We start from the raw sequence: 20,809 nt of genomic DNA on the forward strand, positions 1-20,809 counted from the left end.
GACCTTCCTCATGAGCCTGATTCCCAAGAAAGGCACGGTCTACGTCGTCGATGACGACGAGGCCGTTCGCGACTCCCTGCAGTGGCTGCTCGAAGGCAAGGATTACCGCGTCAAGTGCTTCGACTCGGCCGAGAGCTTCCTGTCCCGCTTCGACCCGCGTGAGGTGGCCTGCCTGATCGCCGACATCCGCATGGACGGAATGAGCGGCCTCGACCTGCAGGACCGCCTGATGGAGCGCAAGAGCCCGCTGCCCATCGTCTTCATCACCGGCCACGGCGACGTGCCGATGGCGGTGACGACGATGAAGAAGGGCGCGATGGACTTCATCGAGAAGCCGTTCAAGGAAGACGAGCTGATCGCCCTCGTCGAGCGCATGCTCGACCAGGCCCGCAGCGCCTTCAGCCACCACCAGGAACAGGCCAGCCGCGACGCGCTGCTGTCGCGCCTGACCACGCGTGAGGCCCAGGTGCTCGAGCGCATCGTCGCCGGCCGGCTGAACAAGCAGATCGCCGACGACCTGGGCATCAGCATCAAGACGGTGGAGGCGCACCGCGCCAACATCATGGAAAAGCTCAATGCCAACACGGTGGCCGACCTGCTGAAGATCGCACTCGGTGCGAACTCCACCGGCGCCGCCAAGGCCTGACCAGGGATCGCCCCCAACGCGCATCCTTCGCGTCCCCCCAGCGTTCCGGACGGACGCCGCCGGCCCTGCTCACGCAGGCCCGCGCCGTACCGGCCGCTGACGCCCCTCTCCCGAGCAGGCCGCTGTGAACCAGCGGCCTGTGTGCTTTCACGACAACACGAGACCCCTCATGACCGCACAACTGATCGACGGCAACGCCCTGGCCCGCCAGACCCGCGAGCGCGTGGCCGCCCGCGTCGCCGAGCTCGCCGCCCAGGGCTGCCAGCCCGGCCTGGCCGTGCTGCTGGTCGGGGAGGATCCGGCCTCGCAGGTCTACGTCAAGCACAAGGTCGCCGACTGCGAGGGCGTGGGCATGAAGAGCCTGCTGGAGCGCCACCCGGCGGATCTGGCCGAGGACGCGCTGCTGGCGCGCATCCGTGCGCTGAATGCCGATCCGGCCATCCACGGCATCCTGGTGCAGCTGCCGCTGCCGCGCCACATCGACGCGCAGAAGGTCATCGAGACCATCGACCCGGCCAAGGACGTCGACGGCTTCCACGTCGCCTCGGCCGGCGCGCTGCTGATCGGCCGCCCCGGCTTCAAGGCCTGCACGCCCTATGGCTGCATGAAGATGCTGGAGTCGATCGGCTACGACCTCAAGGGCAAGCACGCGGTGGTGATCGGCCGCAGCAACATCGTCGGCAAGCCGATGGCCCTGCTGCTGCTGGCGGCCAACGCCACCGTCACCGTCTGCCACAGCGCGACGCCCGACCTGGCCGCGATGACGCGCCAGGCCGACGTGGTGGTCGCCGCCGTCGGCAAGCGCAAGGTGCTGACGGCCGACATGGTCAAGCCCGGCGCCATCGTCATCGACGTCGGCATGAACCGCGACGAGCAGGGCCGGCTGTGCGGCGACGTCGATTTCGACGGTGTCAGCGAGGTCGCCGGCTGGATCACCCCGGTGCCCGGCGGCGTCGGCCCGATGACGCGCGCGATGCTGCTCGTCAACACGCTGGAAGCGGCCGAACGCGCCGCCGGCACGGCGGCCTGACCGGCCCCGGACCCGCCACCTGACGGACGGAGTCAGGGGCGGGCGATCCGGGCCCGACGGCTCGGGCATGGCGTGCGGCGGTCGACTCCGGCGGCTCTTGCAGACCGCGGAAACCGCCCGATATCCCCTGAACGCGCCGCGCGCATCCTCGGCACGATGATGCGCACCGATGGCGCCTGACGCACACTGCAGCGTCGGGCGCGATTCGCGCGCCGTCACCTCAACCCGGGAGCCCTCCTCGCCCATGCGCACCGCCAACCCCCTGCTCGACAGCACCGCCTCGCCGACCGACCTGCCGGACTTCGCCGCCATCCGGCCCGAGCACGTGGGCCCGGCTCTCGACGTGCTGCTGCCGGCCGCCGAGGCCGCGCTCGAGCAGGCCGTCGGCGCCGGTGCCGCAGCGGCCAGCGACGATGCGCAGGCCGACTACGAGCGGCTGTCGGCCGTGCTCGACGTGCCGCTGGAGCGGCTGAACCGCGCCTGGAACGCCGTCGGTCACCTCAACGCCGTCGCCAACACGCCCGAGCTGCGCGATGCCTACAACGCCAACCTCGGCCGCATCACCGAGTTCCACACCCGGCTGGGCGCCGACGAGCGCCTGTACGCCCGCTACAAGGCGCTGGCGGCCACGCCCTCCGCGGCCGCGCTCGCCGCGCCGCGCCGCCAGGCCCTGACGCTGGCGCTGCGCGACTTCCGCCTGTCCGGCGCCGAACTGCAGGGCGAGGCCAAGACCCGCTTCGCGCAGATCCAGGAGCGCCACGCCGAGCTGGCCCAGCAGTTCTCCGAGCACGTGCTGGACGCCACCGATGGCTATGCGCTGTACGTCGAAGGCGAGCGGCTGGCCGGCGTCCCCGATGACGTGCGCCAGTCCACCCGCGCCGCCGCCGAGGCCGAGGGCAAGGCCGGCCACAAGCTGACCCTGCACATGCCGGTCTATCTGCCGGTCATGCAGTACGCCGACGACCGTGCGCTGCGCGAGGAGCTCTACCGCGCCTACGTCACCCGCGCCAGCGAGTTCGGCCCCGCCGAACGCGACAACAGCGCGCTGATGGGCGAACTGCTGGCCCTGCGCACCGAGGAGGCCGTGCTGCTGGGCCTGGGCGACTACGCGACGCTGTCGCTGCTGCCCAAGATGGCCGACTCGCCCGCGCAGGTGACGGGTTTCCTGCGGGACCTGGCCACCCGCGCCCGCCCGCACGCCGAGCGCGATCTGGACGAGCTCAAGGCCCACGCCCGCACGCTGGGCCTGGACGACCTGCAGTCCTGGGACCAGGCCTGGGTGTCGGAGAAGCTCAAGGAGGCGCGCTACGCGTTCAGCGAGCAGGAGGTGCGCCAGTACTTCACCCAGCCGCGCGTGCTGCAGGGGCTGTTCGGCATCGTCGAGACGCTGTTCGGCGTGCGCATCCGCCAGGAAACCGGCGCCTCGGTCTGGCACGAGTCGGTGCAACTGTGGCGCATCGAGCGCGATGCCGCCCCGGGCACCCAGGGCGACGGCGCGCCGCAGTTGGTCGGCCGCTTCTACCTCGATCTGGCGGCACGGCCGGGCAAGCGCTCGGGTGCCTGGATGGCCGACGTGGTCGGCCGCTGGCGTCGCCCGGACGGCACGCTGCAGACGCCGGTCGCCCATCTGGTGTGCAACTTCGCGGGCCCGGGCGACGGCAAGCCGCCGCTGCTCAGCCATGACGACGTGATCACGATGTTCCACGAGTTCGGCCACGGTCTGCACCACATGCTGACCCAGGTCGACGAGCTGTCGGTGGCCGGCATCTCGGGCGTGGAATGGGACGCGGTCGAGCTGCCCAGCCAGTTCATGGAGAACTTCTGCTGGGAGTGGGAGGTGCTGTCGCGCATGACCGCCCATGTCGACACCGGTGAGCCGCTGCCGCGCGCCCTCTACGAGCGCATGCTGGCGGCCAAGAACTTCCAGAGCGGGCTGCAGACGCTGCGCCAGATCGAGTTCGCGCTGTTCGACATGCGCATCCACAGCGAGGCCGACGCCGCCGGTCGCATCCTGGCGGTGATGGACGAGGTGCGTGCCGAGGTCTCCGTCGTGCGCCCGCCGGCCTACAACCGCTTCGCCCACAGCTTCGGCCACATCTTCGCCGGCGGCTACTCGGCCGGCTACTACAGCTACAAGTGGGCCGAGGTGCTGTCGGCCGACGCCTATGCCGCCTTCGAGGAGGAAGGCGTGTTCAACCCGGCCGTCGGCGAACGCTTCCGGCGCGAGATCCTGGAGGCCGGCGCCAGCCGCCCGGCGCTGGACAACTTCAAGGCCTTCCGCGGCCGCGAGCCCCGCATCGACGCGCTGCTGCGCCACCAGGGCATGGCCGGCTGAGACCGGGGGGCGGTCCGCTCCGTGAGCAAAGGCTCACGCGGCCCGCGGCGGCCCGCGGCGCCCCTGCACGGCAGGCGCTAGAGTGCAGGCGTCATCCGCGCGCCCGTGCCGAGCTGCCCCGTGTTCCACGCCCACCGCTGTCTGCCCCGCCCTCCGCTGCGCCCGCCCCGTCCACCCTGTCCGCGGCACGGCCTGACGGGCCGGTGCGCCCCCCCTGCCCCGTCGACGCGTCCGGCCGCCCAGGTCCGGCCGTCCCGCCGGACATCGGTGGCCGCGCTGCTGTGCACCCTCGCGCTGGCCGGCACGGCGCTGCCGGCCGACGCGCAGTACAAGCAGGTCGACGAGAACGGGCGCATCAGCTATGGCGATCTGCCGCCGCTGGGCGCCCAGCCCAGGCCCGGCCAGACCCGCCGCGATCGGGTCGAGATCCACGACCGCCAGGCGCTGCCCGCCGAGCTTCAGCCGCTGGCGCTCAGCCATCCGGTCCTGCTGATCACCGCCCCCGACTGCCAGCCCTGCGACGCCGGTCGCCGGCTGCTGCAGGCCCGCGGCATTCCCTATGCCGAGCGCCTGGTGCTCTACCAGGAGGACGTGCAGCGCCTGGAGCAGCTGACCGCGGCCACCGACCTGCCGGTGCTGCGGGTCGGCCAGCTGTGGCAGCTGGGCTGGCTGGCCGAGGACTGGCAGCGGCTGCTGGACCAGGCCGGCTACCCGCGGCAGTCGCGGCTGAGCGCGCGCTGGACGCCGGCCAGCCCCCTGCCCCTGTCCAGCGGCCTGGCGCCGGACACCGAGGCGCCGCCCGCCGCGCGGCCCCCCAGCCGCGTCGATCTGCCCGAATCCACGCTGGGCCCGCTGCTGCGCTGAGCGGCGGCCGGCGCCGGAGCGTCAGCGGCAAGCTCCACGACGGCCCCCACGACGGCACCCGAGGCGCACCCCGACACCGCACCCCGCTCGCTGTCACGCCCGGCACCGCGCGCCCGCGCCACGTCCGTGCAGAGCGCCTCGGCAGGACCGCGCCTCAGGACCGCGCCGCCAGCACCCGCACCAGCCGCGGCACGATCTGGCTGCCCGCCCCCACCGCCAGCCCCATGATCGAGAACAGCATGCCGACGCCGAAGCCGGCCCCGGCCAGGCCGAAGATCAAGGGCAGCACGGCGGCCGAGGCATTGATCGTCATCGAGCGCAGCGCGATCGCCTCGCCATGGCGCGCGGCCGGCGTCAGCTGGTGCAGCGTGGCCATCACCATCGGCTGCACCGCGCCCAGGGCCAGCCCGAGCGCCATCGCGCAGGCCGCCATCGACAGCGCGCCCTGGCTCCACGGATAGACCAGGCACACGCCACCGGCGGCCACCATCGCCGTGCGCAGCACCGTCAGCGGCCGCACATGGTCGGCCAGCAGCGGCGCGACCGGCCGCACCAGCGTCACCGTCGCGGTGAAGCAGCCCAGCACCAGGCCGATGGTGCCGGCCGACAGCCCCCGCGCATGGCCGAGCAGCGGCACGGCGAAAGTGTGGACGTCCCAGGTCGCCGACAGCAGCGCGTTGACCGCCAGCAAGGCCGGCATGCCGGGCCGGCGCAGCAGCGCGAAACGGCCGCCGGCCGGATCTCGCGCGGCCGGACAGGCGGGCGGCGCCGGCCGCGGCTCGGGCGGCACCCGGGTCACCACCAGCGCGGCCAGCACCGGCAGCGCCAGCGTGCTGGCCGCGGCCCAGGCCCAGCCGGCATGGTCGATCAGCTGACCGATGCCGACCGGTCCCAGCACATTGGCCAGCGCCGGCGCCACGCCGACCCAGCCGAACAGGCGCAGCCGGCGCGCCGGATCGTCGCTCAGGCGGCCGGCGCTGCGCATCAGCGCGATCAGGCCGATGTTGGCGCCGGCACCGCTGGCCAGCGCGGCCAGCGCCTGCAGCGGGGCGCGCGCCTCGGCCCAGACGGTGGCCGCCCAGGCGCAGGCCGAGCCCAGCAGCGCGCACGCGATCGCCGCCCGCTGCGGCCGGTGGTAGCCGTGGCGATCGGCCAGGCGCCCGGCCGGCAGGGCCAGCAGCACCGGCAGCACCGCGAACAAGCCCTGCAGCAGACCGGCCCCCAGCGCGCCGCCCCCGTCGTCGAGCACCTGCAGCGGCAGCAGCAGGCGCACGCCGGCCATCTGCGCATGCAGCGCGACCTGGGCCGCGATCATCCAGACGACGACCGCGCCCAGGGCCGGGCCGGCATGGCCGGGCGACCTCACGCGCCGGCACCCGATCCGTCGGTCCCCGCCGACAGCGGCCCGGCCGGGGCCGGCAGCGCGTCGGCCGCGGCCTCGTCAGGGGGCAGCAACTGGGCCACGCGCGCCTCCGGTAGCGCCTCGACCGCCCGCAGCCGGCGCGCCATCGCCCGCGTGCGCACCTCGGCCGCGCCGATGCTGTTGCCCGCCTCCTCCAGCTTGCGGCGGGTGCGCGCCAGCACGTCGCCGAACTTGGCGAACTCGGTCTTGACGGCGCCCAGCACCTCCCAGACCTCGGCGCTGCGCTGCTCGAGCGCCAGCGTGCGAAAGCCCATCTGCAGGCTGTTGAGCAGGGCCAGCAGCGTGGTCGGGCCGGCCAGCAGCACACGGTGCTCGCGCTGCAGGGCCTCGCCCAGGCCCGGGCGCTGCAGCGCCTCGGCATACAGGCCCTCGGTCGGCAGGAAGAGGATGGCGAAGTCGGTGGTCCAGGGCGCCGCCAGATACTTGTCGCGGATGCGCCGCGCCTCCTGGCGCAGGCGCTGCTCCAGCGCGCGGGCGGCGACCTCGATGGCCGGCGTGTCGCCGCGCTCGCGGGCATCGAGCAGGCGCTCGTGGTCCTCGCGCGGGAACTTGGCGTCGATCGGCAGCCACAGCGCGCCGTCGGCGGCCGGCGCTCCGGCCGCGGCACCGGCCCCCGCGGCCTCGGCACCGCCGCGCCCCGGCAGCCGGATCGCGAACTCGACCCGCGCGCCGCTGCCCGGCACGGTCTCGACATTGACGCCGTACTGCTGCGGCGTCAGCACCTGCTCCAGCAGGGCGGCCAGCTGCACCTCGCCGAAGACGCCGCGCGTCTTGACGTTGCTGAGCACGCGCTGCAGCGCGCCGACGTCGCGCGCCAGCAGCTGCATCTCGCCGAGCCCGCGGTGCACCTGCTCCAGCCGCTCGGCGACCTGACGGAAGCTCTCGCCCAGCCGCGCCTCCAGCGTGGCCTGCAGCTTCTCGTCGACCGTCGCGCGCATCTGCTCGAGCTGGCGCGTGTTGTCCTGGCGCAGGCCGTCGAGCGCGCTGGCCAGGCCGCCGCGGATCTGGCCCAGCTGGGTCTGCAGCTCGGTGCGCAGCTCGGTCGCGCGCTGGGCCTGGCCCTCGCTGAGCGCCTGCAACTGGCTGCCCAGCAGCTGGCCGAAGCGCTGCAGGGCCTCGGCCTGGGCCTGGGCCAGCAGGCGGCTGGCGCCGTCCTGCGCCTCGCGAGCCTCGCGCGACTGCTGCAGCTGCTGGGCCAGGGCCTGCTGCTGGCCGTGGTCGAGCTGCTGCTGCAGCAGCGCCTGCTGGGTGCGCAGGCTGTCGATCTGGTCGTTGAGCGTGCGCGCCTGGTCGCCGTACTGGGCCTGCAGCGCGCGCTGGAACAGGCCGAGCGTGGCCTGCAGCTCCTGGCGCGTGGCGCGTTCGGCCTCGGCCTGGGCCTGGGTCTGCGCCTGCTGCAGCCGCACCAGCTCCTGGCGCTGGGCGGCGGCGAGCGCCTGCAGCGCGGCGGCATCGATGCCGGCGGCCGGACGCTCCGCCAGCCGCCAGACGAGAAAGATGAGGAGCGCCAGCAGCAGCAGCACGCCGATCAGCAGTGCCACCGCCAGCGTCGAGAGGACGGAGTCGGGCATCGGCGCATTGTCACGCGGGCCACGCCGGTGCCGCACGGCCGTGGGCCGATACGCCCGGACGTCCGCGTCCGCAGCCCCGGGGCCGCGGACGCCCTCAGCCGACGCGCGCCAGCACCTCGGGATTGAGGGCCGTCGGAGGCCGGCCGGCCTCCTCGCCGAGGCCGAAGACCGCGCGCAGGTTGCGCACGGCCAGATCGGCCATCGCGCGCCGCGTGCGCAGGCTGGCGCTGGCGATGTGCGGCGTCAGCACGACATTGGGCACCTGCAGCAGCGCCGGATGGACGGCCGGCTCGCCCTCGAACACGTCGAGCCCGGCCGAGGCGATCACGCCGCGTGCCAGTGCATCGGCCAGCGCCGCATCGTCGACCACGCCGCCGCGCGCGACATTGGTCAGCGTAGCGGTGGGCTTCATGCAGGCCAGCTCGGCCGCGCCGATCAGGTGATGGCTGGACGCGCTGTAGGGCACGACGATGACCAGGTGGTCGGCCGTGCGCAGCAGCGTGTCCTTGTCGACCCAGCGCGCACCGAGCGCGGCCTCGGTGGCCTCGGGCAGGCGGCTGCGGTTGTGATAGACCACCGGCATGCCGAAGCCGGCCGCCCCGCGCCGGGCGATCGCCTGGCCGATGCGGCCCATGCCCAGGATGCCGAGCGTGGCGCCGTGCACGTCGGCACCGGCCAGCAGGTCGTAGCGCCAGTGCTTCCAGCGGCCGGCGCGCAGGTAGTGCTCGCCCTCGGCGATGCGGCGCGCGGCGGCCATCATCAGCGCGAAGCCGAAGTCGGCGGTGGTCTCGGTCAGCACGTCGGGCGCGTTGCTGACCAGCACGCCGGCGGCCGTGCAGGCCGCCACGTCGATGTTGTTGTAGCCCACCGCCATCGTGCAGACGGCGCGCAGCGTCGGGCAGGCGGCGATCAGCGCGGCATCGACCGGCACCGTGCCGGCGACGAAGGCGCCGTCGCAGCCGGCCATCGCGGCGGCCAGCGCCGGGCCGCTCCAGTCGGCCGGCGTGTCGGTGCCGCAGGGCGCGACGACCTCGAAGTCCGCCGCCAGCGCCTGCAGCACCTCGGCGAAGATCGGCACGCCGACGAAGATGCGGGGACGCTGGCTGCGGGTGGTACAGGCCGCGGGGGCGACGGTCATCGGAAGCTCCTCGGAATGACGGGAACGATCAGGGGCAGACCCGGATCCGGGTCCGGGTCCGGGTCCGGCGGTGCGCCTCAGCGCATCCAGATCCAGGTCACGAGCGCGAACAGCGGCACCAGGATGCCGAAGGACCAGGCCATGTAGCCGAAGAAGCTGGGCATGGTCTGACCGCGGTCCTCGACGATGGCCTTGACCATGAAGTTGGGGGCGTTGCCGATGTAGCTGTTGGCGCCCATGAAGACCGAGCCGGCCGAGATCGCCGCCAGCGTCGAGGCCAGCGGGCCCATCAGCTGCACCGGATCGCCACCGGCCAGGTTGAAGAACACCAGGTAGGTCGGCGCGTTGTCGAGGAAGGACGACAGCAGGCCCGACGCCCAGAAATAGGCCCAGGGCAGCGGCTGGCCGTCGGGCCCGGTGACGGCACGCACCACCGCACCGAAGGCCCCGGCCTCGCCCGCCTTGAGCATGGCCAGCACCGGCAGCATGGTCACGAAGATGCCGACGAACAGCTTGGCCACCTCCTGCATCGGCGCCCAGCCGAACTGGTTGTCCTCGCGCACGGCACGCGACGTCAGCACCAGCGAGGCGAGGGTCACGGCCACCAGTCCGGCATCGCGCAGCAGGCTGGGCAGCGCCACCGCGACGCCGCCCAGCGTCACCTCGATGCCCGGCTTCCAGGTGCCCGACATCAGCACCAGGCCGACGATGGCGCCGAGCAGCAGGAAGTTCAGCCGGCCCTCGATCGACAGGCCCTGCGGGCTGTCCGGGGTCGGATCGACCGGCAGCACACCTTCCTTCGCGTACCAGTGGCGGTCGATCAGCCAGAACAGCGCCAGCAGCACGACCAGCATGAAGCCGGTCTCGGGCAGCAGGTGGCTGAAGGTCCAGCCGAAGTGCACGCCCTGCAGGAAGCCCAGGAACAGCGGCGGATCACCCAGCGGCGTCAGCGAGCCGCCGATGTTGCTGACGATGAAGATGAAGAAGACCCAGACATGGGTGGTGTGGCGCCGGTCGTCGTTGGCCCGCAGCAGCGGGCGGATCAGCAGCATCGACGCGCCGGTGGTGCCCATCAGGCTGGCCAGCACGGCGCCGAGCGCCAGGATGCCGGTGTTCAGCCCCGGGCTGCCGTGCAGATTGCCGCGCAGCAGGATGCCGCCGGAGACGGTGAACAGCGCCGTCAGCAGCACGATGAAGGGCAGGTACTCGCCCAGCACCATGTGCCAGAGCACGCCGGCGGTGGACGCGGGCCCGGCCTGCAGCAGATACGGCAGCACGAAGGCCGCCGCCCAGCCGGCGGCGATCTTGCCGTAGTGGTGGTGCCAGACCTTGGGCAGCAGCAAGGGCATCAGCGCGATCGACAGCAGCATGCCGATGAAGGGCACGGCCCAGGCCACGCCGAGGGCGGCGCCGTCGATCTCGGCGGCCCGCGCCCAGACCGGCAGCAGGCCGAGCACGGCACACAGGTGGGCCGGGCGCAGCCGGCGGCCCGGGCGGGCGGAGGAAGAGGCGGACAGGGGCATGGCGGACGACGGCGGGAGGCGGACCACGGAAAGGCGTGCGGGACGCCCACATCGGCGACCGGTGCACCCCGACCCCGGGACAGGACCGGGCAGGACCGGAGCGGCGCCGCGCGGGCGCGGCCGGCCGGCGTGGCATCCCCGGGCGGCGGCGGATTCTAGGGGCCGGTCTGCACGTGCGCGGCCCGGTCGGACCCGCCCCACCAGGCCGTCAGCGCCAGGCCGACGGTGCCCACCTGCAGCTCGACGGTGACATCGATGTCGTGGCCGTAGCCACCGGCCATGGTCACGGCCACCGGCACCCGCCAGGCCTGCAGCGCGGCGAACACCCGGCGATCGCGCTCGGCCAGACCCTCGGCGCTGAGCTTCAGTCGGCCCAGGCGATCGCCCTCGTGCGGATCGGCGCCGGCGAGGTAGAAGGCCAGCCCGGGCGCCCCCTGCTGCGCCTGCGCCGCCCAGGACTGCAGCAGCGCAGCATCGAGCGCGGCCAGGTAGTCGGCGTCGCCGGTGCCGTCGGGCAGGTCCACGTCCACATCGCCGGCCACCTTGCGGAACGGGAAGTTGCGCGCGCCGTGCAGGGACAGCGTGTGCACCGTCGGATCGCCCTGGAAGATCTCGGCCGTGCCGTTGCCCTGGTGCACGTCGAGGTCGATCACCCAGATGCGCAGCGCATCGCGCCGGCGCCGCGCGTGCTCGGCCTGCATCAGGCGCGCCGCCACCGCACAGTCGTTGAAGACGCAGTAGCCGGAGCCCTTGTCGGCCGAGGCATGGTGGGTGCCGCCGGCCAGGTGCACGGCCACGCCCTCGGCCAGCGCCGCCCGCGCGGCGGCGATGGTCGCGCCCACCGAGCGGCGGCTGCGCTCGACCATGCGCGGGCTCCAGGGAAAGCCGATCTCGCGCTGCTCGGCCGCGCTCAGCGTGCCGTCGCGCACGCGGGCGATGTAGGCCGGCGTGTGGACCAGGGCCAGCTCGCCGTCGCTGGCCGGCGGCGCCTCGATGACCGGCCACTGCGGCCACCGCGCCTCGACCCGCTCGCGCAGGCGCTCGTACTTGGGCATCGGGAAGCGGTGGCCGGCCGGCAGGTCCAGCGACCAGCGGCTGTTGCTGTAGATCTTCATCGCACGGACATTGTGCGGGCCCATGCTGGCGGTCGCCGTGGTGTGCCGGACCGCGGCACGGGCGCGCGCCAGCGTGTGGCACCCGATCGGTGCGGCAGGCCGGCAACACGTCTTTGTTGCAGCGCAACAAAAACACTTGCAAGCTGCCGCGGCGGCCGTATACTGGGGACCATGTTGCAGTGCAGCACGAGCTGGTCGAAAGATCAGGAGCAGTCCCCTCGGAGCCGCCTTGCACCCCACCGGTCCCCCCACTGATTCAAGGAGCAAAGCATGTCCTATCTGACCCCCGAGCAACTGAGCGCTGCAGCCAAGGCCAACCTCGAGACCCTCGTCGGCCTGACCGGCAAGGCCTTCGAAGGCGTGGAGAAGCTGGTCGAGCTGAACATGCAGGTCGCCAAGGCCGCCCTCAGCGAGAGCGCCGAGAACGCCAAGGCCATGCTGGCCGTCAAGGATGCGCAAGAGCTGATGGCCCTCCAGGCCAGCCTGCTGCAGCCGTCGGCCGAGAAGGCCGCCGCCTACAGCCGCCATGTCTACGACATCGCCTCGACCACGTCCGCTGAATTCACCAAGACCGCCGAAGCCCAGCTGACCGAGCTGCAGAAGAGCTTCGTCTCGGCCGTCGACGGCGCGCTGAAGAACGCCCCGGCCGGCACCGAGAACGCGGTCACCCTGGTCAAGTCGGCCATCACCGCCGCCAACAACGCCTACGAGAGCGTCAACAAGGCCGCCAAGCAGGCCGCCGAGATCGCCGAGGCCAACTTCAACGCCGTGACCACCACCGCGGTCAAGGCCAGCCAGGCCGCCAGCAAGACCGCGACCAAGCGCGCGGCCTGATCGGCCGGCGCGGGCGCGGAACCTCCGGGGACCGCACCCGCTCCATCACCCTGACCGGTGCCGGCCCGCGGGCGGCGACGGTCGTGTGTGTCAGGTTGTCTCCTCGGTACCGCCCTCTGGGTACCTTGAGCCCGATGGTTCCGCCATCGGGCTTTTTCTTTTTTCCGGCGGCCATTCGCGGGATCAGTCCTTTTCATAACCATATGGAATTGATATCCAATGAATGATTCGTTCCAAGTCTAAGAAGAGCTGACTACAGTCGCGCCTGCGCCGGACGCCGTCCAGCGCGCCTGACCCGAAGAAGCCCTGCCGTGAAGATCCGCGACCTCGACCACACCCCCACGGCCGTCAATGCCGAGCACGCCAGCCTCGGTCTGCCGCCGGTCGAACATGAGCTGATCGAGGCCGCCCGCCACCCGGTGCTGCGCGTCGCGATGTGGGCGGTGGTGGTGCTGGTGGCCGGCGCCGTCCTGACGCTGGGCCTGCAGCTGTTCAACCGCGATGACGGTGCCAGCGGCTGGACGCTGATCCGCGAGACGCTGGACAGCCGGGTGTTCTGGTCGGCCGTGGCCGTCGGCCTGCTGGCCCAGACCGTCGACGGCGCGCTCGGCATGGCCTACGGCATCACCAGCACCAGCTTCCTGCTGGCCACCGGCTCCAGCCCGGCCGTGGCCTCGGCCAGCGTGCACATCGCCGAGGTCTTCACCACCGGCGTCTCGGGCATCTCCCACATCAAGCTGGGCAACGTCAACCGCCAGATCTTCCTGCGCCTGCTGCTGCCGGGCATGGCCGGCGCCATCACCGGCGCGATGGTCGTCTCCTGGGTCGACGCGGCGCTGATCAAGCCCTGGATCTCGGCCTATCTGGCGCTGATGGGCCTCTACGTGATCAGCAAGGTCTTCCGCAAGATCCGCCCGCACCGCGGCGAGCCGCGCCACGTGGCCAAGCTCGGCCTGTTCGGCGGCTTCGTCGACGCGGTGGGCGGCGGCGGCTGGGGCCCGGTCGTGACCACCACCCTGGTGGGCACCGGCCATGACCCGCGCACGACCATCGGCTCGGTCAACCTGGCCGAGTTCTTCCTGACCTTCGTCTCGGCCGGCGTGTTCACGCTGCTGGTCGAGGAGACGCCCTGGCCCACCGTCGCCGGACTGGTCGTCGGCGGGCTGTTCGCCGCCCCGCTGGCCGCCCTGCTGACCCGCCATCTGCACACCCGCGTGCTGCTGGTGCTGGTCGGCACGGTGATCACCGGCATCAGCTGCTGGAACCTGTGGCGCGCGCTGGCCTGAGACACCTGCACGTCCGCACGCTCATCCCCCCAGGCCGGCGCCCGCGCATGGCCGATAATTTCGCCCCTTGTGATCCGCCGACGGCCGCGCCCGTCGCGGCCCGCGACGCCAGCGACCGCTGACCGGCCCGCCTGACCCTTCAGGCGACCGGTCGCGAGCCCGCCACCGAACCTCGCCTCCGCGTATGTACCAGTACACCGACTTCGACCGCCAGTTCGTGCGCGCCCGCGCCGCCCAGTTCCGCGACCAGCTGCAGCGCAACCTCAGCGGGGAGCTCGGCGACGAGGAGTTCCGTCCGCTGCGCCTGCAGAACGGCTGGTACATCCAGCGCCATGCCCCGATGCTGCGCGTGGCCGTGCCCTACGGCGCGCTCGGCGCCTTCCAGCTGCGCCAGCTGGCGAAGATCGCCCGCGAGCTGGACCAGGGCTGGGGCCACTTCACCACGCGCCAGAACCTGCAGTACAACTGGATCCCGCTGCCCAAGGCCGCCGACGCCATGGACCTGCTGGCCGAGGTCGACATGCACGGCATCCAGACCAGCGGCAACTGCATCCGCAACATCACCACCGATGCAATGGCCGGCGTGGCCGCCGACGAGATCGTCGACCCGCGCCCCTACTGCGAGGTGATGCGCCAGTGGAGCACGCTGCACCCCGAGTTCGCCTTCCTGCCACGCAAGTTCAAGATCGCCGTCTCCGGCGCCGTCGAGGACCGCGCGGCCATCGCCTGGCATGACGTCGGCCTGCAGCTGCTGAAGAACGCGGCCGGCGAGGTCGGCTTCAAGGTGCTGGTCGGCGGCGGCATGGGCCGCACGCCGATCACCGGCTCGGTGATCCGCGAGTTCCTGCCCTGGGACCAGATCCTGTGCTTCCTGGAAGCCATCGTGCGGGTCTACAACCGCTACGGCCGCCGGGACAACGCCTACAAGGCGCGCATCAAGATCCTGGTCAAGGCCGAGGGCCAGAAGTACTTCGACCAGGTCGAGGCCGAGTTCCAGCGCATCCTGAAGGAAGACGTCGGCGCCGGCCTGCAACTGATCCCGCAGGCCGAATTCGACCGCATCGCCGCCTGCTTCGCCCGCCCGGCCGCGGTGCAGCCCTGCGCCGCCGTGGCCGCGCCGGCCGACGCCTCGCCCGCCTACCAGCGCTGGCTGCAGCGCAACGTGATGGCGCATCAGGTGCCCGGTTACGTCGGCGTCCAGCTCAGCCTCAAGCGCGCCGGCCAGGCGCCGGGCGACGTCACCGCCGAGCAGATGGACGGCGCGGCCGCGCTGTCCGAGCAGTTCAGCTGCGGCGAACTGCGCGTCAGCCACGACCAGAACCTGGTGCTGCCCTACGTGAAGCAGGCCGACCTGCCGGCGCTCCACGAAGCCGCCAAGGCCGGCGGTTTCGCCACGCCCAACATCGGCCTGATCACCGACATGATCAACTGCCCGGGCGGCGACTTCTGCGCGCTGGCCAACGCCCGCTCGATCCCGATCGCCGCCGACCTGACCGAGCGCTTCGCCGAGATCGACGAGGCCTTCGACATCGGCGACATCGATCTGCACATCAGCGGCTGCATCAACAGCTGCGGCCACCACCACAGCGGCCACATCGGCATCCTCGGCGTCGACAAGGACGGCAGCGAGTGGTACCAGATCACCCTCGGCGGCTCCGACGGCTCGGCCCAGAGCGGCGACGCCGTTCCGGGCAAGGTGATCGGCCCGTCGTTCGCGGCCGACGAGGTCGGTGACGCGGTCGAAGCCATCATCGACACCTACCGGGCCCAGCGCGACAGCGGCGCCGAGCGCTTCATCGACTGCGTCAAGCGCCTGGGCCTCGCGCCCTTCAAGGCCGCCGCCGACGCCCAGCGCCAGACCACCGCCCGCCACTGAGGCGGCACCGGACCGAACGGACCCGAGGAACACCCCATGAAGTTCATCGACACCCATCACGACGCCTGGCACACCGCACTCGGCGAGGACGGCCCGCAGCCGCATCCGCAGGCCGCCGCCCACCTGCTGCTGACGCTGGAGCAGTGGCACGCCGTGCGCGAGACCTGGCCGGCCGGCATGGCCGTCGGCGTGATCGTGCCCAACACGACCGACATCGAGACGCTGGCCGCCGATCTGCCGCGCCTGTCGCTGCTGGTGCTGCAGTTCCCGAAGTGGGTCGACGGCCGCGCCTACAGCCAGGCCCGGCTGCTGCGCGCCCGCTGGCGCTTTGCCGGCGAGATCCGCGCCACCGGCGACGTGCTGGTCGACATGATGCCGCTGCTGCAGCGCACCGGCTTCGACGCCGTCGTGCTGCGCCACGACCAGAAGCGCGAGAGCGCCGAGCGGGCGCTGGGCTTCTTCCCCGGCCACTACCAGGGCGACGTGAACCAGCCCAGGCCCGCCTTCTCGCGCGATCTGGGTGCCGAGCTGACCGCCCAGCGCCAGGCCGCGGCCGACGCGGCCGCCGGCCAGGGCATCTGAGGCCAGCACCGCGCGCGGCACCGCACCGGGTGCCGCGCGCGGTGGCGGGCCCGGTCCGTCGCCGCCAGAGACACCTGAATTCCACCGTTATCCGCTGAGGAGCCCACCCATGAGCGCGATCGACCTCTACGCCCGTGCCACCCCCGGTTTCGACGACCGGGTGGCCAACGCCCTGAACGTGCTGCGCGAAGGCGCCGCCCGCCATCCCGGCACCGCGCTGCAATCGACCAGCCTGGGCGTCGAGGACATGGTCATCACCGACCTGATCGCGCGCCACGGCCTGGCCATCCCGCTGGCCACGCTGGAGACCGGTGCACTGCACGACGAGACGGTCGCGCTGATCGGCCGCATCACCGCCCACTACGGCCTGCCGGTCGAGGTGTTCCGCCCGGTGCAGGAGCAGGTGGTGGCCTTCGTGCAGGCCAACGGCGCCGACGCGATGTACCGCAGCCTGGAGCTGCGCAAGGCCTGCTGCGGCGTGCGCAAGATGGAGCCGCTGGGCCGCATGCTGGCCGGCCGCACCGCCTGGGTGACCGGTCTGCGCCGCGAGCAGAGCAACGCCCGGGGTGAGGTGCCCTTCGTCGAGCCCGAGACCCTGGCCGACGGCAGCCGCCGCGAGAAGCTCAACCCGCTGGCCGACTGGAGCTGGGCCGACGTCTGGACCTACGTCCAGCGCCACCAGGTGCCCTACAACCCGCTGCACGACCAGTTCATGCCCTCGATCGGCTGCGCGCCGTGCACGCGGGCGATCGCCGTCGGCGAGGACTTCCGCTCGGGCCGCTGGTGGTGGGAGCAGGACGGCGCCAAGGAATGCGGCCTGCACGTGAAGGCCGACGACGAAGCGGACGACAGCCAGGCCGCGGGCGAGGTCTCGATGCTGCCGCCGGCCGGCGCCGTCTCGCCGATCGGAGGCCGTCCGTGAGCCAGCACCTCAGCCCGACCGTCAGCACGCCGGTCGACCTCGACCGCCTGCTGCCCGAGCTGGACCACCGCCACCTCGACTGGCTGGAGGAAGAGGCGATCTTCATCCTGCGCGAGGTCGCGGCCTCCTTCGAGCGGCCGGGCCTGCTGTTTTCCAGCGGCAAGGACAGCTGCGTCGTGCTGCATCTGGCCGAGAAGGCCTTCAAGCGCCAGCTGAACGCCCGCGGTGAACGGCCCCGGTTCTCCGGCAAGCTGCCCTTCCCGCTGGTGCACGTGGACACCGGCCACAACTTCCCCGAGGTCATCGCCTTCCGCGACCAGCGCGTCGAGGAGATCGGTGAGCGCCTGGTGATCGGCCATCTGGAGGACTCGATCCGCCAGGGCACGGTGCGCCTGGCCCATCCGCTGGAATCGCGCAACGGCCACCAGACGGTCACGCTGCTGGAGACCATCGAGGCGAACCGCTTCGACTGCCTGATCGGTGGCGCCCGCCGCGACGAGGAGAAGGCGCGCGCCAAGGAGCGCATCTTCAGCCACCGCGACAGCTTCGGCCAATGGCAGCCCAAGGAGCAGCGGCCCGAGCTGTGGACGCTGTTCAACACCCGCATCCGCCCGGGCGAGCACTTCCGCGCCTTCCCGATCAGCAACTGGACCGAACTCGACGTCTGGCTCTACATCGCCCGCGAGAACATCCCGCTGCCCGGCCTGTACTACCGCCACGAGCGCCCGGTCATCCGCCGCAAGGGCCTGCTGGTGCCGCTGACCGACGTCACGCCACCGGAGGCCGGTGAGACGGTCGAGACGGCCACCGTGCGCTTCCGCACCGTCGGCGACATGACCTGCACCTGCCCGGTCGAGAGCACGGCCGCCAGCGCCGCCGACATCGTGGCCGAGACGCTGACGGTGACCGTCAGCGAACGCGGCGCCACCCGCATGGACGACCGCACCAGCGACGCGTCGATGGAACGCCGCAAGAAGGAAGGCTACTTCTGATCATGAGCGACACCGCGCCCACCACCGACCACCGCGCCCTGCGCTTCCTGACGGCCGGCAGCGTCGACGACGGCAAGAGCACGCTGATCGGCCGTCTGCTCTACGACAGCCGCGCCATCCTGGCCGACCAGCTGGAGAACCTGGAGCAGCGCGCCGCCGGCGAGGCGATCGACCTCAGCCTGCTGACCGACGGCCTGGAGGCCGAGCGCGAGCAGGGCATCACCATCGACGTCGCCTACCGCTACTTCGCCACCCGCCGGCGCAAGTTCATCATCGCCGACGCCCCGGGCCACGAGCAGTACACCCGCAACATGGTGACGGCCGCGGCCGGCAGCGACGCCGCCGTGGTCCTGGTCGACATCACCAAGCTGGACTGGCGCCGCCCGCCGGTGGCCCTGCTGCCGCAGACCCGCCGCCACGCGCTGCTGGCCCATCTGCTGCGCGTGCCGTCGATCGTCTTCGCCGTCAACAAGCTCGACGCCGTCGGTGACGATGCCGGCGCCGCCTACGCGGCCGTCGAGCAGGCGCTGCGGGCGTTCGCCCAGGAGGCCGGCATCGCCGTGGCCGCCGTGGTGCCGGTCAGCGCGCTGCGCGGCGACAACGTGACGCGCCGGCTGGACGCCGCCTGGTACGACGGCCCCTCGCTGCTGGAACTGCTGGAGCACCTGCCGACCACGCAGGAACGCACCGACGGCGCGCTGCTGCAGCCGGTGCAGTACGTGACCCGCGACGAGGCCGAGGACGGCGACGCCGGCATCAAGGGCTCCGGCCACCAGGCCCGCGTGTTCTGGGGCCGCATCGCCCACGGCACGGTGCAGATCGGCCAGGCGGTGCAGGTGTTCCCGAGCGGCCAGGGCGCGGTCGTCGCCGGGCTGCGGCGCGCCGGCCGCGAGGTCGACAGCGCGCAGGCCGGGGAATCCGCCGGCATCGTGCTGGACCGCCAACTCGACATCTCGCGCGGCGACTGGATCGCCAGCCCGGCCAGCCTGGGCGTGCACCCGCGCTTCAGCGCCACACTGTGCTGGCTGGACACCGAGCCCGCCGTGCCCGGCCGCAAGTACTGGGTGCGCCACGGCCACCGCTGGGTGCAGGCCCGCATCGCGCAGATCCGCCACCGGCTCGACATCCACACCCTGGTGCCGGCCGAGGCCGAATCGCTGCAGGTCAACGACATCGGCGAGGTCGTCATCGAGCTGCAGCAGCCGCTGCCGCTGGAGGCCTATGCGGACAACCGCGTGGCCGGCGCGATGATCCTGGTCGATGCCGCCAGCAACCGCACCAGCGGCGCCCTGCTGGTGCGCGCACCGGCCGACCCCGCCTGACCGGCCGGCTGAAGCCCCTCAGGATGACGTCGCACACCCCCCCGGCTCCGGCCACTCCGGATCACCCGCTGACCGCCCCGCTGGTCGACACCCTGCGTGCCGACGTGCCGGCCTGGCCGGCCCGCGTGGCCTTCATCGGGGCCGGCCCCGGTCAGGCCGACCTGATCACGATGCGCGGCGCACAGCGCCTGGCGGGTGCGCAGGTCGTGCTGGTCGATGCGCTGACCGACCCCGCGCTGCGTGCCCTGGCGCCGGACGCGCAATGGATCGACGTCGGCAAACGCGGCTTCGCCCATGCCACCGGCCAGGCGGCGATCAATGCGCTGCTGGTCGAACAGGCCGGTCTGCACCCGCGTGTGGCGCGGCTCAAGGGCGGCGATCCGTCGATCTTCGGCCGCCTCGAAGAAGAGCTGCAGGCGGTGCAGGCCGCCGGCCACGCGGTCGAGGTCATCCCCGGCATCAGCGCGGCCCAGGCGGCCGCCGCGCAGACGGCCCGCCCGCTGACCCGCCGCGGCCACGGCCGCAGCGTCAGCCTGAGCACGGCCATGACCCAGTTGGGCCGCCTGCAGGTCGGACGCAGCGCCGACACCGAGGTGTTCTACATGGCCGGGCGCCAGTTGCCGGCGCTGGCCGCCCAGTTGCTGGCCGCAGGCTGGCCCGCGGCCACGCCGGCCCTCGTCGTCTCACGCGCCGGCTGGCCCGATGCGCGGGTCTCGACGCTGACGGTCGCGGATCTGCCCACCGCCGCCGGCCTGCACGCGGGACGTCCGGCCGTGGTCACGGTCGGCGCCGGGGCGGCCGACGGCCGGTGCGCGGCGCCCGTCGATGGGCCAGACGACGGTACCGATCCGCCGTCGGACGCCTGATTCTTCCGCGCTTGCGCCAGCGCAAGCCCTTGCCCCAAGACCGGACTCGGGAGCCGCCCCAGTGCTCCCGCATAAAATCCGACCCTTTGCGATGCGGTCAACCGCGCCAGAGGGTCAGCCCGTCGGCCTCAGACTGCCAGTACCCCAACACCACACGATCATGACCCACGTCGTCACCGAAGCCTGCATCCGCTGCAAGTACACCGACTGCGTCGACGTCTGCCCCGTCGACTGCTTCCGCGAGGGCCCGAACTTCCTCGCCATCGATCCCGAAGAATGCATCGACTGCGCGGTGTGCATCCCCGAGTGCCCGGTGAACGCGATCATGCCCGAGGAAGATGTGCCCGGCGATCAGCAGGCCTACATCGCGCTGAACGCCGAACTGGCCAAGGGTTGGCCCAGCATCACCAAGCGCAAGGAACCCCTGCCCGACCACGCCGAGTGGAAGGACCGCACGGGCAAGCTGTCCGAGCTGATCAAGTAA

At 72.4% G+C, this 20,809-nt stretch carries 18 protein-coding genes; 13 read left to right on the forward strand and 5 right to left on the reverse strand.

The window, feature by feature from the left end:
* Nucleotides 1-10: 10 nt before the first annotated feature.
* The 4 genes from AACH11_RS02970 to AACH11_RS02985 all read left to right on the forward strand — a co-directional run bounded on the left by AACH11_RS02970 (nucleotide 11) and on the right by AACH11_RS02985 (nucleotide 4,875).
* Nucleotides 11-646: a response regulator transcription factor gene (locus tag AACH11_RS02970; RefSeq protein ID WP_341372714.1), complete on the forward strand. Its 636-nt coding sequence runs from the start codon at nucleotides 11-13 to the stop codon at nucleotides 644-646.
* Between the two features lie 169 nt (nucleotides 647-815).
* Nucleotides 816-1,676, forward strand: coding sequence for a bifunctional methylenetetrahydrofolate dehydrogenase/methenyltetrahydrofolate cyclohydrolase FolD (gene folD, locus AACH11_RS02975; RefSeq protein WP_341372715.1), 861 nt, complete (start codon nucleotides 816-818; stop codon nucleotides 1,674-1,676).
* 244 nt (nucleotides 1,677-1,920) lie between these two features.
* Nucleotides 1,921-4,011: a M3 family metallopeptidase gene (locus tag AACH11_RS02980; RefSeq protein WP_341372716.1), complete on the forward strand. Its 2,091-nt coding sequence runs from the start codon at nucleotides 1,921-1,923 to the stop codon at nucleotides 4,009-4,011.
* Between the two features lie 267 nt (nucleotides 4,012-4,278).
* Nucleotides 4,279-4,875, forward strand: coding sequence for a DUF4124 domain-containing protein (locus AACH11_RS02985; protein ID WP_341372717.1), 597 nt, complete (start codon nucleotides 4,279-4,281; stop codon nucleotides 4,873-4,875).
* 154 nt (nucleotides 4,876-5,029) lie between these two features.
* Here AACH11_RS02985 and AACH11_RS02990 read toward each other — a convergent pair whose 3' ends face one another.
* From AACH11_RS02990 to AACH11_RS03010, 5 genes are all read right to left on the reverse strand, one after another.
* Nucleotides 5,030-6,241, reverse strand: a complete 1,212-nt coding sequence (locus AACH11_RS02990) for an MFS transporter (RefSeq protein ID WP_341372718.1) — start codon at nucleotides 6,239-6,241, stop codon at nucleotides 5,030-5,032.
* Entirely contained in the window at nucleotides 6,238-7,869 is a 1,632-nt protein-coding gene (locus tag AACH11_RS02995; protein WP_341372719.1) for a DNA recombination protein RmuC, read from the reverse strand. The genes AACH11_RS02990 and AACH11_RS02995 overlap by 4 nt, the downstream gene beginning before the upstream one ends.
* Nucleotides 7,870-7,963: 94 nt before the next feature.
* Nucleotides 7,964-9,007: a 2-hydroxyacid dehydrogenase gene (locus AACH11_RS03000; RefSeq protein WP_341372720.1), complete on the reverse strand. Its 1,044-nt coding sequence runs from the start codon at nucleotides 9,005-9,007 to the stop codon at nucleotides 7,964-7,966.
* Nucleotides 9,008-9,084: 77 nt separating this feature from the next.
* Nucleotides 9,085-10,530, reverse strand: coding sequence for a sodium:proton antiporter (locus AACH11_RS03005; protein WP_341372721.1), 1,446 nt, complete (start codon nucleotides 10,528-10,530; stop codon nucleotides 9,085-9,087).
* A gap of 155 nt (nucleotides 10,531-10,685) precedes the next feature.
* Nucleotides 10,686-11,645 carry a histone deacetylase family protein gene (locus tag AACH11_RS03010; RefSeq protein ID WP_341372722.1) on the reverse strand — a complete coding sequence of 320 codons (960 nt, stop codon included), beginning with the start codon at nucleotides 11,643-11,645 and terminating at the stop codon, nucleotides 10,686-10,688.
* A 270-nt stretch (nucleotides 11,646-11,915) separates the two neighbouring features.
* Here AACH11_RS03010 and AACH11_RS03015 point away from each other — a divergent pair, with 270 nt between their 5' ends.
* The 9 genes from AACH11_RS03015 (at nucleotide 11,916) to fdxA (ending at nucleotide 20,809) form a co-directional block, all read left to right on the forward strand.
* Nucleotides 11,916-12,479 carry a phasin family protein gene (locus AACH11_RS03015; RefSeq protein ID WP_341372723.1) on the forward strand — a complete coding sequence of 188 codons (564 nt, stop codon included), beginning with the start codon at nucleotides 11,916-11,918 and terminating at the stop codon, nucleotides 12,477-12,479.
* Between the two features lie 311 nt (nucleotides 12,480-12,790).
* On the forward strand, nucleotides 12,791-13,765 hold the full coding sequence (locus AACH11_RS03020; RefSeq protein WP_341372724.1) for a sulfite exporter TauE/SafE family protein: 975 nt from the start codon (nucleotides 12,791-12,793) through the stop codon (nucleotides 13,763-13,765).
* A gap of 184 nt (nucleotides 13,766-13,949) precedes the next feature.
* The gene (locus AACH11_RS03025) at nucleotides 13,950-15,641 is read left to right on the forward strand and encodes a nitrite/sulfite reductase (RefSeq protein WP_341372725.1); all 1,692 of its coding nucleotides are present in this window, start codon (nucleotides 13,950-13,952) and stop codon (nucleotides 15,639-15,641) included.
* 36 nt (nucleotides 15,642-15,677) lie between these two features.
* Nucleotides 15,678-16,223 carry a DUF934 domain-containing protein gene (locus AACH11_RS03030; RefSeq protein WP_341372726.1) on the forward strand — a complete coding sequence of 182 codons (546 nt, stop codon included), beginning with the start codon at nucleotides 15,678-15,680 and terminating at the stop codon, nucleotides 16,221-16,223.
* A 109-nt stretch (nucleotides 16,224-16,332) separates the two neighbouring features.
* The gene (locus tag AACH11_RS03035) at nucleotides 16,333-17,145 is read left to right on the forward strand and encodes a phosphoadenylyl-sulfate reductase (RefSeq protein WP_341372727.1); all 813 of its coding nucleotides are present in this window, start codon (nucleotides 16,333-16,335) and stop codon (nucleotides 17,143-17,145) included.
* Nucleotides 17,142-18,137, forward strand: coding sequence for a sulfate adenylyltransferase subunit CysD (gene cysD, locus AACH11_RS03040; RefSeq protein WP_341372728.1), 996 nt, complete (start codon nucleotides 17,142-17,144; stop codon nucleotides 18,135-18,137). Before AACH11_RS03035 ends, cysD begins: the two co-directional genes overlap by 4 nt.
* Before the next feature lie 2 nt (nucleotides 18,138-18,139).
* A complete protein-coding gene (locus AACH11_RS03045) occupies nucleotides 18,140-19,459 on the forward strand; it encodes a sulfate adenylyltransferase subunit 1 (protein WP_341372729.1) in 1,320 nt (439 codons plus the stop codon).
* 170 nt (nucleotides 19,460-19,629) lie between these two features.
* The gene (locus AACH11_RS03050) at nucleotides 19,630-20,325 is read left to right on the forward strand and encodes an SAM-dependent methyltransferase (protein ID WP_423228689.1); all 696 of its coding nucleotides are present in this window, start codon (nucleotides 19,630-19,632) and stop codon (nucleotides 20,323-20,325) included.
* A 160-nt stretch (nucleotides 20,326-20,485) separates the two neighbouring features.
* A complete protein-coding gene (fdxA, locus tag AACH11_RS03055; RefSeq protein ID WP_341372731.1) occupies nucleotides 20,486-20,809 on the forward strand; it encodes a ferredoxin FdxA in 324 nt (107 codons plus the stop codon).

The organism is Pseudaquabacterium rugosum (assembly GCF_038066575.1).
GTDB lineage: Bacteria > Pseudomonadota > Gammaproteobacteria > Burkholderiales > Burkholderiaceae_C > Pseudaquabacterium > Pseudaquabacterium rugosum.

Bases quoted from the DNA above. Each gene is read 5' to 3' on its own strand.
- AACH11_RS03045 (WP_341372729.1), top strand. From the start codon at position 18,140: ATGAGCGACACCGCGCCCACCACCGACCACCGCGCCCTGCGCTTCCTG.
- AACH11_RS03050 (WP_423228689.1), top strand. From the start codon at position 19,630: ATGCGCGGCGCACAGCGCCTGGCGGGTGCGCAGGTCGTGCTGGTCGAT.
- folD (WP_341372715.1), top strand. From the start codon at position 816: ATGACCGCACAACTGATCGACGGCAACGCCCTGGCCCGCCAGACCCGC.
- AACH11_RS03005 (WP_341372721.1), bottom strand. From the start codon at position 10,530: ATGCCCCTGTCCGCCTCTTCCTCCGCCCGCCCGGGCCGCCGGCTGCGC.
- AACH11_RS03015 (WP_341372723.1), top strand. From the start codon at position 11,916: ATGTCCTATCTGACCCCCGAGCAACTGAGCGCTGCAGCCAAGGCCAAC.
- AACH11_RS02995 (WP_341372719.1), bottom strand. From the start codon at position 7,869: ATGCCCGACTCCGTCCTCTCGACGCTGGCGGTGGCACTGCTGATCGGC.
- AACH11_RS03010 (WP_341372722.1), bottom strand. From the start codon at position 11,645: ATGAAGATCTACAGCAACAGCCGCTGGTCGCTGGACCTGCCGGCCGGC.
- AACH11_RS03025 (WP_341372725.1), top strand. From the start codon at position 13,950: ATGTACCAGTACACCGACTTCGACCGCCAGTTCGTGCGCGCCCGCGCC.
- AACH11_RS03030 (WP_341372726.1), top strand. From the start codon at position 15,678: ATGAAGTTCATCGACACCCATCACGACGCCTGGCACACCGCACTCGGC.
- AACH11_RS02980 (WP_341372716.1), top strand. From the start codon at position 1,921: ATGCGCACCGCCAACCCCCTGCTCGACAGCACCGCCTCGCCGACCGAC.
- AACH11_RS03035 (WP_341372727.1), top strand. From the start codon at position 16,333: ATGAGCGCGATCGACCTCTACGCCCGTGCCACCCCCGGTTTCGACGAC.
- fdxA (WP_341372731.1), top strand. From the start codon at position 20,486: ATGACCCACGTCGTCACCGAAGCCTGCATCCGCTGCAAGTACACCGAC.
- AACH11_RS03000 (WP_341372720.1), bottom strand. From the start codon at position 9,007: ATGACCGTCGCCCCCGCGGCCTGTACCACCCGCAGCCAGCGTCCCCGC.
- AACH11_RS02970 (WP_341372714.1), top strand. From the start codon at position 11: ATGAGCCTGATTCCCAAGAAAGGCACGGTCTACGTCGTCGATGACGAC.